Origin of the sequence: Desulfonatronospira sp. MSAO_Bac3, assembly GCF_003838035.1 — a bacterium.
In the GTDB taxonomy this organism is placed as follows: domain Bacteria; phylum Desulfobacterota; class Desulfovibrionia; order Desulfovibrionales; family Desulfonatronovibrionaceae; genus Desulfonatronospira; species Desulfonatronospira thiodismutans.
Map to the genome: position 1 here is coordinate 1 of NZ_QYZY01000120.1, position 14,632 is coordinate 14,632.

Below are 14,632 nucleotides of genomic sequence, written 5' to 3' on the forward strand. Positions count from 1 at the left end.
ATAAGGGGCGTTGTGCACAATGGCCTCGTAGGAAAAGTTGACCATGATGAATTTCTCCCCCTTCATGTTCAAAAAAGGGGATACGTAGGAAGCCTGAATCACACTCAGGGTAGCGTCTTCCGGGTTGCTGAACACGGCCCCGGCGGACTCTTCATCCGAACGGTAAAAGAGTTCATACCCCTGCAGTCTCTTTTTGGCATTGAACACCGGTTGCCTGCCCACAAAGAGAGGTTCAATATTCCATGGTGCCGGCTTTTCTTCTTGCATATCTTTTTCCTTTTCAGGCAGTTATTTTTGCAGGCCAGGGTTTGGCATGTATTTTTCAGAGGTTATGTTCAATTATAGTATTTCTCCGGCCCAGACAAATGACGGGCCTTTTGTCTTTTTGGCCTGGTACATGGCCTTGTCCGCTGTATTCACCAGGCGGTCCAGGGTATCGCCATGTTCCGGGAATGCCGCCAGTCCCGCACTAATGTTCATATTCACAGCCTTTCCAGCGCTGGTATCAAACTGCGGGTTCCACTTTTCCAGAATTTTGCCCGCTACTTCTTCTGCTTCCCTGGGGTTTTTCATCTGGGGCAGTATCACTGCGAACTCGTCCCCTCCAAGCCTGGCCGGAATATCGGATTCCCTTAGACAGCTCTTGATGCGCCTGGCGGTTTCCACGAGGACCTCATCACCTGCTGCATGTCCCAGCCTGTCGTTTATCTCCTTGAACCCGTCAAGATCCAGGTAAAGCATGCCGACAAAATTGCCGTAACGCCTGGCCTGGGAAAGAACATGTTCCAGCCTGTCCATGAACAGGTTCCTGTTGCCAAGTCCGGTCAGGGAATCGTACATGGCCATGTACTCGCATTTCTGCCTGCTTTTCTCCTGCTGGGTGATGTCCAGGGACATGAGCACCACCCCGGCATGGCCCCCTGCTGAATCCTGCATGGGGTAGCCGTTGTTGTACCAGTACCTGCCGTCATTAAAACTCACCCGGCCGCTGGATGGCCGGCCGTAGACAAAAGTATCCTGGACAGGACAGTCCTGGCAGGGAATATCAGCGCTGTGCAGTATTTCATGGCAGGTCCTGCCGGATATTTCTGCGAAATCCTTACCTATATTATCCTGAGCAGCCCTGTTGGCCCAGAGAATATTGTATCCCTTGTCCATGTAAAGCATCATCTCCTGGATGCTGTCCAGGATCAAGTGCAAAGCCCTGCCCTGCTGCCGCAGTTCCTGCTGTGCCTGCCTGGCCTTGATGCGGGCCTTGATCATGGGCAGAAGCTCTTGGGGGTTGATGGGCTTGACAATATAGTCGTCCGCCCCCCGGGCAAGGGTTTCAGCCATTTCACTCCTGGGAGCCCAGGCAGACATTATAAGCACACTTGGATCGTTAAACGCCGGCTCGGACTTGATCTTAGAACACAGCTCCAGGCCTATTTCATCCGGGAGGTACACATCCAGCAGAATTATTTCAGGGCGTTCCCTGCCGACGATATCCATGGCCTGTTGCCCGGTATCGGCCTTAAATACCTGGTAACCAGCATTTTCCAGGTGAAATACGATAAAATCCAGGGTGCTGCGATCATCGTCAACAACAAGTATCCTGGCGGATTGAAAATTTTCCATATTGATTTCCTGATTCAACAGTTAGTTGAAAAAAATAAAGAAAGGGTATGTTCTTTATGAAAAGCGCTTACTGGTAAATGATTGCAAAAATAATTGCCATGCTCTGGGAAAATCCTGCGCTTCCCGGTATGCCGATAGTTAAGCATGTATTAGTGTCGGTACAGTGTTATTTCGTACCTGATATTTCCGTGAGGTCAATAATAAATATCAAAGGCCTGACATGCAGTCATAACTCCTGCTTCAGCCTTTCCAGTTCCGCCTTGAGGGCCTCCAGCTCCAGGCGGACCATTTCTGTGTCGCTTTTTCTGGCGGCATGATCCAGGGCCTCCGCCCTCTGCCTGGCGGCCTCGGCGCACAGGGTGCCCAGGGCCCCCTTGAACTTGTGAGCCAGCCGGGCCAGGCCCTGCATGTCCCCGGACCCGCTGTGGTCCTCAAGTTCCTGCATATACCCCGGCATTTCCTCCTGCATGAAGCGCTGGAACATGCCGGCCCAGAGTTCCCTGTCCCCGGCAAAGCGCAGTTCAAGGTCTTTTGTACTGATGACTTCTGCACCGCTGCAGGCAAAATCCTGCTCCTGCACCTGGTAGCTCTGTGCTTCCCGGCCGGATTCATCCCTTACTGATACAAGGCTCTCTATTTCCCGGAAAAGATTCTCCGGGTCTACGGGCTTGGAAACATATCCGTCCATGCCGGACTGCAGAAACTCTTGTCTTTCTTCAGGCATGGCATAGGCGGTCAAAGCAATAATGGGGACCCTGCCCGAATCCCGCGGTCCCACATCAGATGTCCGCCCACTGGACTCTTCCTTCTCCCTGATCCTCCTGGCGGTCTCCAGTCCATCTATGTCGGGCATCTGTATATCCATGAGCACCAGGTCGAACTGTCCAGGCACAAACGCCTGCACCGCTTCCAGCCCGTTCCCGGCTATAACGGCCTGGTGTCCCTTCTGTTCCAGGACAAAACGGATGTAGTCCTGGTTGAGCTTCACGTCTTCCGCCACCAGGATCTTCAACTGCCTGGAAAAGGAGACGGCTGATTGAGTGTCAGAGCGCTTTTCCCCTGCAGTATGCTCCGCGGGTATGGCAAAAGGCAGGCTGAAGGAAAAGATGCTGCCGGCCCCGGGGATGCTCTGAGCCTGAATATCTCCGCCCATCATCTGCACCAGCCTGTTGGATATGGCCAGTCCCAGCCCTGTTCCCTGGTGCTTTTTGCCGTAGGTGCTGTCCGCCTGGGTGAAGCTGTCGAACAGGCGGGGCAGAAAATCTTCCTTTATGCCCACCCCGGTGTCCTCAACCTCAAAATTTAGACGGGCCTTTCCGGATGCGGCCTGCACAGGCCTGACCCTGAGAATGACCCGGCCCTGGGAGGTGAACTTGACGGCATTGCTCACCAGGTTGCGCAGCACCTGCTCCAGGCGGTACTGATCCCCGCACAGTCTCCGGGGGATGCCCGGTGCCGTATCCAGTTGCAGCTCTATATTTTTTTCCCCGGCCTGGATGGAATAAAGGTCCATGACCCTTTTGAAAAGAGACTGCGGATCAAATTCCTGGTGCTCGATTTCCAGCTTGCCCGCCTCTACCTTGGACAGGTCCAGAATATCGTTTATGATCTGCTGCAGGGACCTGGCCGATTCCAGGGTCATTTTCATAAGTCTTCTGGATTCTTCATCGTCGGTCCTGGCAGAGACCATCTCGAGAGCACCCATGATCCCGGCCATGGGGGTGCGGATCTCGTGACTCATATTGGCCAGAAATTCGCTCTTGGCCTTGCTGGCCGCCTCGGCCTGCTCCTTGGCTACTATAAGCTCAATCTCGTCTTTTTTACGTTGAGTTATATCCCTTAGCTGCTCAATAATATACAGTATCTCTCCCTGCTCATTGAATATGGGATTGCTGCGGCAATCCATGTAGACATCCAATTCCGGGACGTATTTTTCCACCTGCTGCAGGGTTCCTGTATTGAGGGCCTCCCTGGTTGCGCACACCTCGCACTCCCTGTCCCGGCCTATGAGCTCAAAACATTTCCTGCCCGCCACCTGCTCCGGGGACTTGTTCAGGGCCTGGTACCCGGCCTGGTTGTAGCGTTTTATACTGTGATCCGGGTACTGGATGGCCAGGATATCCGGAATGCCGTTTATTATCCCCTCCAGGAGCTGATTCTGCTTTGTCAGCTCTCTTTCGGCCTGCTTACGCCCGCTGATATCCGAATATATGGAGTATCCACCCACAATTTCACCGGCCACATATACAGGACCGCCCTTAATGAGAACATCCAGGGGCTGTCCGTCCCTGCAATAGCGCACGGTCTCTTTTTCCACGTTTTCTCCGTCCAGTACGCTGGAGGAAATATAATCGTCAGCCAGGCGCTCAGGATCCACCACCCGGTTTACCTGCTTTCCCCGGACCTCCTCCAGGGTATAGCCGAACATGGCAGTAAAGCGGCTGTTTATATTAAAGATCAGGTGCGAGGTGTCGAAAAAGATCATGGCGTCTTTGGTATTTTCAAAGATGGACTCAAAGTGCGACCTGCGGACTTCGGCCTCACGAGTCGCCTGCCGGCGCTGGCTTACATCCATAAACACCGTGGCAAACCTGTTCAGGCCGACCTTGTAGGCATTTATAAGAAATGACCTGCCCAGGGACTCTACTTCTTCTTCGAAGCTTACTGACCTGCCGTCAAGGACCACCCGGGCATATGTATCCAGAAAAGGCGGGTCCTGCTGCCTGCCGAACACCTGGCCGGCTGTCCGGCCTGTGACCTGGGAGGCCTTGAGCCCGGTATGCCTTTCAAATCCCTGGTTTACATCTAAGTACCTGTAATCCACCGGGTTACCGTGCTTATCCAAAACCAGTTCATGCAGGGCGATTCCCATGGGGGCATTCTCCGCAAGGAGACGGAATTTATCCTCGCTTTCAGCCAGTGAATCCTGCAGACGTCTCTGGTCGGTTATATCATCGGCCGAGCAGACCACGTATTTTACTCGGCCATCGCGGTCCAGGCCCGGGGATTTTTTAATGGACAGAAGACGCAGTTCTCCAGAGGCATCGGGCACCCACTCTTCTGTCTGCAGGGATTCCCCGGTTTCAAAGACCTCCCTGTTGCCGGGCCGGCAAACTTCCACCACGTCAACAGGAAAAAGGTCGTACAGACTGGCATATGAGACTTCCTGCACCTGCATGCCCAGAAAATCCGCATGGGCCTTGTTCACCGCCCCATAAGTATATTCATTGACCAGGTACCAGACCTGGGTGGCAATGTTGTCCAGAAGAATCCTCTGGCTTGCCTCGCTGCGGCGAAGCTCATCCTCCGGCTTGTTTCTGTCTTTCATAAAGGGTCCCTTATAAGATGTGACTGCAAAAAGTCACTTTTGCAGTCACAGACGTCAGAGATCAGACGTCAGATGTCAGTAAAATCAAATATTTATATAGATTATTGATTTCTGAATTATTCATTTTCTCGACTTTTTGCAGCTGCACCTTATAATCATCAAGAATCTCTTGATCCAGGTCACTTGGAAGATCCTTTAGTTCAAAATAAAACGATATTATCCTTCTCCTGATTTCTTTTTCTTTATCTATCCTGAGATGCCTCGTAAATCAACAGTTGCTTACCCAGTCACGCTTCAGGTGAAGACAGACCTGGCCCTTGCCGCAGCTTTTTTGGGCTTGATTTCGGCGCAAAAATCTGAATATATCCAGGGCATGGGTAAGCATATGGTCATACCTGCCCACGGCGGATTCAAAAAGCTGCGCAGCTTCGCGGTATCTCTAACTGTGCATGATGGTACGGTAATTTTCTGTGGCAGGTTTATCCGCAAGACATCCAGGACCAGGGACCAGATGGAGCAGGCCGCCAGAAGCACTGTACAGAATATCGTGGAGGGATCACTGGCCTCGGGCACCTCAAAAAAGTCTGAACTGAAGCTGACCAATGTGGCCCGGGCCAGCCTGGGAGAGCTGATCCAGGACTACGAAGACTATCTGCGCCAGAACAGCCTGCTCATATGGGACAAGGATTCCAGGATAGTCCTGGCCATGCGCCGTCGCCTGGCCGGTAAACTCCCGCCCCCGCAAAACGCTCCACCCCCGGATAAAGACCCGCACCAGGAGCAGCAGGTTCTGGATGAGCCCCTGCTGGCTGCCCTGACAGCCATGCGCATAAAGCCAGCCGAGACATGCGCCAACATCATGCTCTGTCTGGCCCACCAGGCCAGTTTTCTGCTGGGCAGGCAGCTTAAGCGCCTGGAAAAGGATTTTCTGGAAAAAGGCGGCTTCACCGAGCGCATGTATCAAGCCCGGACCAGGTCCAGGCAGGGAGGAGTCCGGGAGCCTGCAGCGCCCTGGAATCCGGAAGCGAGGGCTCTGGGCATGTCGGATACGTCGGACCTGTCGGACACGTCGGACCTGTCAGACCTGTCAGACCTGTCAGACCTGTCGGACCAATCCGACACCCCGCCCTTCTAACCCTCCTGAAGAAGCGAACGTATGAGCCTGGAAAACTCCCCCATGCTGAACGGCTTCTGCATGAGGGCATCAACCTGAAGACCTGATTTCTCCGGGGTGTCTGCCCCGGCGTGCCCGGTACACATGATCACAGGCAGGCCCGGCCGGAGTTCCTTGACCTTCCGGGCCAGTTCCTGGCCGGAGGTTCCGGGCATACTCAGGTCCGTCACCAGCAGATCATAATCTTCCGGCTGCTCCTTGAACACTTCCCAGGCCCGATCTCCGCTGGAAAAACCGCAGACCATGTATCCCAGGCTTTCCAGAGCACGCACTCCCCAATTGACTATTTCCTCCTGGTCGTCCACGAAAAGGATACTGCCCCTGCCCCGGACCACTTCCCCGGAAGGCTCCCTGCCTTTGTCCGATTCTGCCGGTATACCCTGCTCAACCGGCACTGCAGGTATATACACCCTGAAAAGACTGCCCTGTCCAGGAGTACTGTACACCATCACCCGCCCGGCAAGTTCCTGTAAAATGCCGTGGACCACGGACAGGCCAAGCCCAGTGCCCTTGCCCCTGGGCTTGGTGGAAAAAAAAGGATCAAAAATTCGCTCCTGCATTTCCGGCTCGATTCCGCAACCTGTATCCTGTATCTCCAGCAGCAGGTATCTGCCCCGGGGCAGATCATGGCCTGCTTCCTGGCAGGTGGCGTCCAGGTCTGCGCCTTTTAGGCCAACATCTATGTTGCCTCCCCGAGGCATGGCCTGCAGGGCGTTGGTGCACAGGTTCATGACTATCTGGTGTATCCACACCGGATCAGCCACCACCATGGGGGGATCATCCCCAATATCCACATTCAGCTGGATGTTTACTGGCACGGTTGCACCCAGAAGCTTCATGGCCTCCTTTAGAACCGGCTTGACCTGCATGGGGGCCTTGGTGGTTTCTTTCTGACCGCTGAAGGTCAAAATCTGCTGCACCAGGTCCCTGGCCCTCTGTACAGTGCGCAGGGAACTCTGCAGATACTCCCTGGGCCTGCCTTCATCGGACATATTCATCAGTGCCAGTTCGGTAAAGCCCTGGATCCCCATGAGGGAATTGTTGAAATCATGGGCTATCCCTCCGGCCAGAGTACCTATGGCCTCCATCTTCTGGGCCTGTTGCAGCTGCTTCTGCAGATTCTGCCTTTCAGTGATATCCCGGATCATGAGTACATAATTTACTATCTCCCCGGTCTTCTTGTTTTTTACCGGAGATACAGACACCTCCACCTCCCGGACATAACCGGACTTGTCCCTGAGATTGACCTGCTCCCTCCACGGCCGCTTCCAGCCGTCATCATCCGCTACTCCATTATTTTTCAGGCTTATCCCGGGGATCAGTTCCCTGAGCTTGGGAATCAGCTCACTGGCCCTGAATCCGCTTGTTTCATCGAAAAAAGGATTGACGTAGACAACATTGAGGCGGCTGTCAGTGAGAACTATACCCTCGCCGCTCTGCTCCAGAGCTTCGGCCTGCATGGAGGTCTGCTCCAGAAGTTCCATAAGCTTGTCTTCCACTCGCTTCTGCTGGGTGACATCCTGCAGGACTCCACTGACTATGCCCGCCTTTGACAGGGAGTCCTTCTGACCGCTGATCCTCAAAAACCGCTCCTCCCTATCCCTTCGCCTGAAGCAGAAGTCCCCGGAAAACCACTCCTTTGGAGCCAGAGAACTTACTTTCTTCTCAAGCTGCTGCATATGCCCGGGCTCCAGGTGAGTGTGCAGGATATAGTTGTCCAGGGGTTCATGTCCACGGGGATATCCCAGTATTTCGTACACGGACTGGGAATAAAAAAAACCGCCAGTTAAAGAATTGTACTCCCAGTATCCAAGCCCGGACTTGGATGCTGTGCTGCAGATATGCAGCTGACACCCGGAGGCATGGGCATTTTTGCTGACCAGAAAGCTCAAGCGGGCTGGTAGTGTCTGGTGATTCAAGGGCTTGAAAATGATGTCATCGACACCGGTCCTGGCTGCTTTTTTAACGTCTCTTTGTCCCAGGTCATCCACCCCGGCCAGCAGAACAACCCTGGTCTCCCTTTTCCATTTATCATCGCAGATTAAACCGGCCAGTTCCAGGCCGGACATCCATTCCATGGACTGCTCAGCAAGCACGAGATCAAAGGGCGTCTCCCGGAAAACACGCACTGCCTCTTCTCCGGAGTGAACCTCCTGCACCCGGCTTTTGACAAAGCCTGCATCTTCAAGGGCCTGCAGCACCTTTTCCCGGTCCAGGGTCTCAAGGCCCACAAGCAGGATTGAATGATCCTGCATAATCACCTCGTACTTGTATAATTTTTTACTTGGCCCTGGATGCGAAGCCCAGTTTTTCCATTTCTTCATACAGCTTTTGGGCCTGGACCGGCTTTATCAGGTATGAACTGGCCCCGCCCGCGTAAAAGGCCTGTACTACATTGCGCGGATCATCCAGGGCGCTGACCATGATCACCTTGGCCTCGCCGAAGCCCATAATCCCCCTGGAACTTTCAAATTCCCTGATCTGCTGCAGTGCATCCTGTCCATCTAAAGAGGGCATCATGATGTCCAGGAGTACAAGATCATATGGTCTGCTCTCCTCCCAGGCCATATTGAAAGAATCCACTGCTTCCTGGCCGTTGGTGGCCTCGTCGCAGTCTCCGTAGTCCTGCAGCATTTTAATCAGGCTCTTCCTGGTGATAAAATCGTCATCCACGATAAGTATTCGCATAACATCATCCTTGCTTGCTGTTAGACTTCAGGCGCTTAGCACAAGTTTCAAACAAAAATGCTGGAAACTTTTTCTGAATCCTGCCACTCTGGACAGAATTACAGACATGGCGTGCTCCCTTCCTCAGGAAGAAAGGATGGGTGTAACGATATTTTGACTCCCATTCTCCCATAGGCCTTACTTCCATACTTCTTAAAAAACTGACCGCCATGACGACTGACCCGCGTCCCTTTACTTCAGCGCCTTAAGCACCTGCGGAGCCAGCTTGTCCAGGGGCAGTTCCTCATCCACCGCGCCCAGCTTCCTGGCCTCCTGGGACATGCCGTAGACCACGCAACTGGATTCGTTCTGCCCCAGGGTAAAAGCACCGGCATCGTGCATCTCCTTCATCCCGCTGGCCCCGTCGGAACCCATCCCGGTCATGATCACTCCCACTGCGTTTTTCCCGGCGTATCTGGCGGCAGAGCGGAAAAGCACGTCCACCGAGGGCCTGTGTCTGGACACCAGGGGACCGTCCTTTATCTGGACGTAGTACCTGGCTCCGCTGCGCTTTAAAAGCAGATGCCTGTTGCCCTGGGCTATGAGCGCCCTGCCCCGCAGCACCGGATCATTGTCCGCGGCCTCCTTGACGTTTATGACGCATGATGCGTCCAGCCTCTGGGCAAAGGCCCTGGTGAAATGCTCGGGCATATGCTGAACTATGACGATACCCGGAGCATCTGCAGGCATGGATTCCAGAAAAACCCGCAAGGCCTCGGTACCCCCGGTGGATGCCCCCACCACTACCACCCTGTCCGTGGTCTGAAACATTTCCCTGCCCCTGGCCGGACCGGGAATAACCGCATCAGCGTTCAGCCTGGGTTCTATTTGCCTGGGCTTTTGCGGCAGCTTGCTGCGTTTTGTAGACAGGTCAGCCTGGTAGGCCGCCTTCACTGCATCAACTATGCGCACCCTGGATTCTTCAAAAAACTTTTTAGTACCCAGCCTGGGCTTGGTGATTATTTCCATAGCCCCGGCATCCATGGCCTGCAGGGTCAGTTCGGAATTCTTCTCAGTCAAGGAAGAGCAGATGATCACCGGTATGGGATGCTGAGTCATGATCTTGCGCAGAAAAGTAAGCCCGTCCATGCGGGGCATTTCTATATCCAGGGTGATGACATCCGGGACGTCCGATTCCATCTTCTTGGCGGCAACAAAGGGATCAGAAGCGGTACCCATCACCTGTATTTCCGGATCTGAATCCAGAATGTCGGACAGTGCCTGGCGGACCAGGGCTGAGTCATCAACGATCATGACCCGGATTTTTCTGCTCATATCTTCCTGCTTGCTTGTCGAGGTTGTTGATCATGTGCTGCTTTTGCCTGAATAAACTGTGCAGCAGCTCAAGTTTTTTTGTATACAGTTGGTCTTACCTGCTGCAGGGGCAGATCCATGCCGCTCAGGGTCTCGGAATGTCCTATGAAAAGGTATGCTCCAGGGTGCATGAACCTGCAGAGTTTTCTGAACAGGGATTCCTGCACCGGACGTTCGAAATAGATAATCACGTTGCGGCACATTATCAGGTCCATCTTCTCCCGGAAGGAAAAGTCCTGCATCAGGTTCAGTTCCCGGAAGGACACCCTGCTTCTGAGTTCCGGGGCCATCCTGATAAGGCTTCTTCTGCGGTCCCTGCTGCGCATGAGATATTTTTTCCTGAGCTGCGGTGGTATCTGCTCTGCATCCTTTTCAGGGTATACCCCCCGCCTGGCTTCCTGCAGGACCTGTCCTGAAATGTCTGTGGCCAGTATGTTGTAATCAAAATCAGAGTTCTCCCCCGCAAACTCCTCCAGGGTCATGGCCAGGCTGTAGGGCTCTTTGCCGCTTGAGCACCCGGCACACCAGGTCATGAAAGTCCTGCCTCTGTCGTTTTTCTCTATCCAGTGGGGCAACAGTTCATTGTACAGAATGTCGAAGTGATGCTCTTCCCGGAAAAAATCCGTCTTGTTGGTGGTCACTGCGTCCACCAGGTGGGGCATCTCCAACTCCAGCCCCTTGAGGCTGAAAAGGTATTCCCGGTACTGATCAAAACTTGTCATTTGCAAACTTCGCAGTCTTTTGGCCAGCCTCGACTCCAGCATGGTCTTCTTGGCCGGGGGCATCTTTATCCCGAATTCCGCCTGGATAAACTCTCCCAGCTTCTTGAATTCCCCCTGGGTCATGGGCCTTGGAACTGCCGGACATCTGCCGCCTGAACTCTTTTCCTGGTTCATGTCCACATCCTGCTGACATAGGTACCTGTTTCGCCTTTGATCCTGGCATGAAAACCTGCTCTACCCCTTTTCCACCATTAAAAACAAAACCCGTCATGTTCAGCTCAAATTGTTCCGGGTATGGCTGCAGCCGGCGTCGCTGTCTGCGCATGCCGGCTGCAGCCGGGCATCAGCCCTGTATTCCGGCCTCGCCGGATATACTGTTTTCAGGGGGCTTGCGTTGTCTGCTCTCAGATATGGAGCTTAGCTCCTCCATGCTGAAAACAGACTGCATATCCAGCAGGATGACAAAATTGTCCTCCAGCTTGCCTAAACCGCGGATGAACTTCATCTCGATGGTGTTGCCCAGTTTCGGGGTCTCTTCAATCTGTTCCGGGGGGATATCCAGAACTTCCTGAACTCCGTCCACCAGGGCTCCCATGATGCTGGACTCTCCATCAAATTCCACCTCCACGATTATAATGCAGGTGTCCACGGTCTGTTCTTTTTCTTCCAGACCGAATTTTTTGCGCAGATCCACCACAGGCACCGGGCGGCCCCGGACATTTATGACGCCGCGCATGTAGTCGGCGGTCCTGGGTACCTTGGTGATGGTGGTATATTCCAGCACCTCCCTGACGGAATCGATGGTCAGCCCGAACAATTCCTGGTCGAGATAAAAGGTCAGATATGTATTGCTGTGGCCTGTGCCTTTCTCTGTCATAAGAACTCCTTGCAACCAGCCTGAGGGGCGGTTTTATATCCGTTATACGCCGGTAACTGTATTCAGCGCCTTACAAAGCGGCATGAGAACCTTCAGGCACTTACCTAATAGCGCTCAAACTCCTGGTCTTCGGCGTCCTCGGAATTCATATCCAGCCTCAGGCGTCCGGCAGGCTTGCCGGATGCCTGTCCCCGGCCCTTTTGCTGGGCCTTTCTGCCGTTTCCGGCGGAACCCTGATCCAGAGCTTTGCGCTTTTCAGGCTTTGCGGCCCGGACACCCCTGCCTCTGCTGGACCTACCGCTGTCATCAGCAACTACAAAGAAGCCCATGGTATCCTGCAGCTGCTGGGCCTGGCTGGACAGTTCCTCGGCAGTGGAGGACAGCTCTTCTGAAGCCGAAGCATTCTGCTGCACCACCTGATCCAGCTGCTGGATGGCCTTGTTGATCTGCTCCGCCCCGGAAGTCTGTTCTCTGGAAGATGCGCTTATCTCCTGGACCAGGTCCGCGGTCTTCTGAATGTCCGGGACCATCTTCTTGAGCATCTCTCCGGCCTTTTCCGCCACCTGCACGCTGGTTGCAGACAGGCCGCTGATCTCGTTGGCAGCCTGGCCGCTTCTTTCGGCCAGCTTGCGCACTTCTGCAGCCACCACAGCGAATCCCTTGCCTGCCTCACCGGCCCGGGCGGCTTCAATGGCCGCATTCAGGGCCAGCAGGTTGGTCTGGCGGGCGATTTCCTCTATGATGCTGATTTTCTGGGCGATATCCTTCATGGCCTGGACCGTGTCCTGGACCTGCTGACCGCCTTCCTCGGCATCCTTAGCCGCCTGCAGGGCGATCTTCTCGGTCTGGGCGGCATTATCCGCGTTCTGCTGGATATTTGAGCCCATCTGTTCCATGTTGGAAGATACCTCTTCCAAGTTGGAGGCCTGTTCCGTGGCCCCCTGGGACAGTTCTTCAGAAGAGGAACTCATCTCTTCACTGCCGGAAGCCACCTGGTCCGTGGCCGTCTGCACATCCCCCACAACATTCTGCAGCTCCTGCACCATGAGCTGCAGGGCCTCCATGAGTGCGTCCTCACCGGAACGTTTCTCCACCTTGACCCTGAGATCCCCTTCAGCCAGTTTCCTGGCAATCTCCACAATATCCTTTTCCGCCTCCAGCAACTGCTGACAACTTTTGGCCATCATGTCTTTTTCAGACATTATCTTAATTGCAATGTCCAGGTTCCCCTTGGATATTTCCTGAATATTTCCAGCATCATGCTGAATATTATCGATCATGGCCTTAATGGCTTTCATGATCTCATCATTATCAGACCTGGGCTGGACATCCACGTCAGTATCGCCCACGGCCAGTTTCCTGGCAACATCAGCTATCTTCTTTTCAGCCTCCAGAAGCTGCTTGCAGCTCTTGGCCATCATGTCCTTTTCAGACATGACGTGAATATCCACATTCAGATTGCCCCTGGATATCTCCTGCACCACTTCGGCATCGTGATGGATATTTGCGATCATGGCCTTGATGCCTTTCATGATCTCATCATTGTCAGACCTGGGCTGGACATCAACATCGAGATCGCCCACGGCCAGTTTACCGGCCACATCCGCTATATTCTTTTCAGCCTCCAGAAGCTGCTTGCAGCTCTTGGCCATCTCGTCCTTTTCGGACATGACGTGAATATCCACATTCAGATTGCCCCTGGATATCTCCTGAACCACTTCAGCATCGTGATGGATATTGGCGATCATGGCCTTGATACCAAGCATAGTCTCATCCGTATCAGATCTGGGCTTGACCTCGACATCCAGATCTCCCACAGAAAGCTTTTTGGAGATTTCTGCAATGGTCTTTTCTGCATTGATCAGCAGATTAAGGTTGTTCTTGATCTCGTTGAAGTCACCCTTGTAGTCGTCGGTGATCTCTTCGGGGATATCTCCCTTGGAGATGCGGTCCACGTATTCGGCCATCATATTCATGGGGGCCACAAAGGTATCGATCAGCGTATTTACCCGGTTGACAAGGCTCTCCCAGTCCCCTTGGTACTTGCCTGCATCGCTGCGGGTGTCCAGTTTGCCGTCGGATACATCCTGGATCAAACCGTTCATGTCCTTGAACAGTGCCTTTAAATTACCCATGAGCAGATTGAGGTTGTTTTTGATCTCGTTGAAGTCTCCCTTGTAGTCGTCGGTGATCTCTTCGGGGATGTCTCCCTTGGCTATACGGTCCACGTACTCGGCCATCATGTTCATGGGTGCGATGACTGCATCCAGGTTTTCGTTGACCCCTTTGACAATCCGCTGATAATTGCCCTCAAACCTGTCCGCATCAGCCCTGGTGTCCAGCTTGCCATCACTCACCGCCTGGGAGAGGTCCTCAAGCTCTCTGGTAATGGCTGTCTCCTGGCTTATGTCTAAGACATACTCCAGGCCGCCCACAATCTCGCCCTTTTCATTCTTGATGGGCTTGCCGGTGTACCTGATGGGAAGCTCTCCGGAGGGCAGTTTAGCAACGGTATCACTGGTGAAAACACCATCCTGCTGCATGGCCTTTCTTACCTGGCAGTTTTCAGTATTGCAGTGTCCGGTATTGAAAAGGTTGAAGCAATACTGCCCCACAACACCATCCACGGACTTGCCCAGCGCCTTTGCCCCGGCGGCGTTCATGTAGATGACCCTGTACTCCTTGTCCACAGCCATCACCGGCGTCGGTATTTCATTGAGCAGATCGGCCTTGAACCGGCATTCATCCAGGGCCCTGCGCAGGTCCTCCACCTCTTTGGAGTCATTATCACCCATGTTCTGTTTTGAAGGCTGAGCTGAAGCAGGCTCAGCATCGGTCTGTTTAAAAATGTCTTTTTTCTGACTCATACCTTC

General features: G+C 53.7%; 8 protein-coding genes and 3 pseudogenes. 1 reads left to right on the forward strand and 10 read right to left on the reverse strand.

Annotated features, from left to right (window positions below; genetic code table 11):
• From D5S03_RS04375 to D5S03_RS04385, 3 genes and pseudogenes are all read right to left on the reverse strand, one after another.
• Positions 1–267: pseudogene (locus D5S03_RS04375) on the reverse strand (hypothetical protein); the annotation flags it as partial.
• Between the two features lie 72 nt (positions 268–339).
• A complete protein-coding gene (locus tag D5S03_RS04380) occupies positions 340–1,617 on the reverse strand; it encodes a two-component system response regulator (RefSeq protein WP_287042791.1) in 1,278 nt (425 codons plus the stop codon).
• A gap of 226 nt (positions 1,618–1,843) precedes the next feature.
• The gene (locus D5S03_RS04385) at positions 1,844–4,945 is read right to left on the reverse strand and encodes a PAS domain S-box protein (protein ID WP_287042792.1); all 3,102 of its coding nucleotides are present in this window, start codon (positions 4,943–4,945) and stop codon (positions 1,844–1,846) included.
• Between the two features lie 337 nt (positions 4,946–5,282).
• Here D5S03_RS04385 and D5S03_RS04390 point away from each other — a divergent pair, with 337 nt between their 5' ends.
• Positions 5,283–6,080, forward strand: coding sequence for a four helix bundle suffix domain-containing protein (locus D5S03_RS04390; protein ID WP_279614629.1), 798 nt, complete (start codon positions 5,283–5,285; stop codon positions 6,078–6,080).
• On the opposite strand, the gene D5S03_RS04395 is transcribed toward D5S03_RS04390, so the two are convergent.
• The 7 genes and pseudogenes from D5S03_RS04395 to D5S03_RS04425 all read right to left on the reverse strand — a co-directional run.
• On the reverse strand, positions 6,077–8,374 hold the full coding sequence (locus tag D5S03_RS04395; protein WP_287042793.1) for an ATP-binding response regulator: 2,298 nt from the start codon (positions 8,372–8,374) through the stop codon (positions 6,077–6,079). The two genes, D5S03_RS04390 and D5S03_RS04395, sit on opposite strands and share 4 nt — an antisense overlap.
• A gap of 25 nt (positions 8,375–8,399) precedes the next feature.
• Positions 8,400–8,807 carry a response regulator gene (locus D5S03_RS04400; protein WP_287042794.1) on the reverse strand — a complete coding sequence of 136 codons (408 nt, stop codon included), beginning with the start codon at positions 8,805–8,807 and terminating at the stop codon, positions 8,400–8,402.
• A gap of 231 nt (positions 8,808–9,038) precedes the next feature.
• Complete coding sequence (locus D5S03_RS04405) at positions 9,039–10,121, reverse strand: protein-glutamate methylesterase/protein-glutamine glutaminase (protein ID WP_287042795.1); 1,083 nt, start codon at positions 10,119–10,121, stop codon at positions 9,039–9,041.
• Positions 10,122–10,189: 68 nt separating this feature from the next.
• Positions 10,190–11,056, reverse strand: coding sequence for a CheR family methyltransferase (locus D5S03_RS04410; RefSeq protein ID WP_287042796.1), 867 nt, complete (start codon positions 11,054–11,056; stop codon positions 10,190–10,192).
• A gap of 169 nt (positions 11,057–11,225) precedes the next feature.
• The gene (locus D5S03_RS04415; protein WP_287042797.1) at positions 11,226–11,759 is read right to left on the reverse strand and encodes a chemotaxis protein CheW; all 534 of its coding nucleotides are present in this window, start codon (positions 11,757–11,759) and stop codon (positions 11,226–11,228) included.
• 104 nt (positions 11,760–11,863) lie between these two features.
• Positions 11,864–12,898, reverse strand: a pseudogene (locus D5S03_RS04420) (methyl-accepting chemotaxis protein); the annotation flags it as partial.
• A 726-nt stretch (positions 12,899–13,624) separates the two neighbouring features.
• Positions 13,625–14,626, reverse strand: a pseudogene (locus D5S03_RS04425) (PAS domain-containing protein); the annotation flags it as partial.
• Positions 14,627–14,632 lie beyond the last annotated feature (6 nt).

Coding starts and splice junctions, on each gene's coding strand:
- D5S03_RS04380 (WP_287042791.1), bottom strand. CDS start 1,617: ATGGAAAATTTTCAATCCGCCAGGATACTTGTTGTTGACGATGATCGC.
- D5S03_RS04385 (WP_287042792.1), bottom strand. CDS start 4,945: ATGAAAGACAGAAACAAGCCGGAGGATGAGCTTCGCCGCAGCGAGGCA.
- D5S03_RS04395 (WP_287042793.1), bottom strand. CDS start 8,374: ATGCAGGATCATTCAATCCTGCTTGTGGGCCTTGAGACCCTGGACCGG.
- D5S03_RS04400 (WP_287042794.1), bottom strand. CDS start 8,807: ATGCGAATACTTATCGTGGATGACGATTTTATCACCAGGAAGAGCCTG.
- D5S03_RS04405 (WP_287042795.1), bottom strand. CDS start 10,121: ATGAGCAGAAAAATCCGGGTCATGATCGTTGATGACTCAGCCCTGGTC.
- D5S03_RS04410 (WP_287042796.1), bottom strand. CDS start 11,056: ATGAACCAGGAAAAGAGTTCAGGCGGCAGATGTCCGGCAGTTCCAAGG.
- D5S03_RS04415 (WP_287042797.1), bottom strand. CDS start 11,759: ATGACAGAGAAAGGCACAGGCCACAGCAATACATATCTGACCTTTTAT.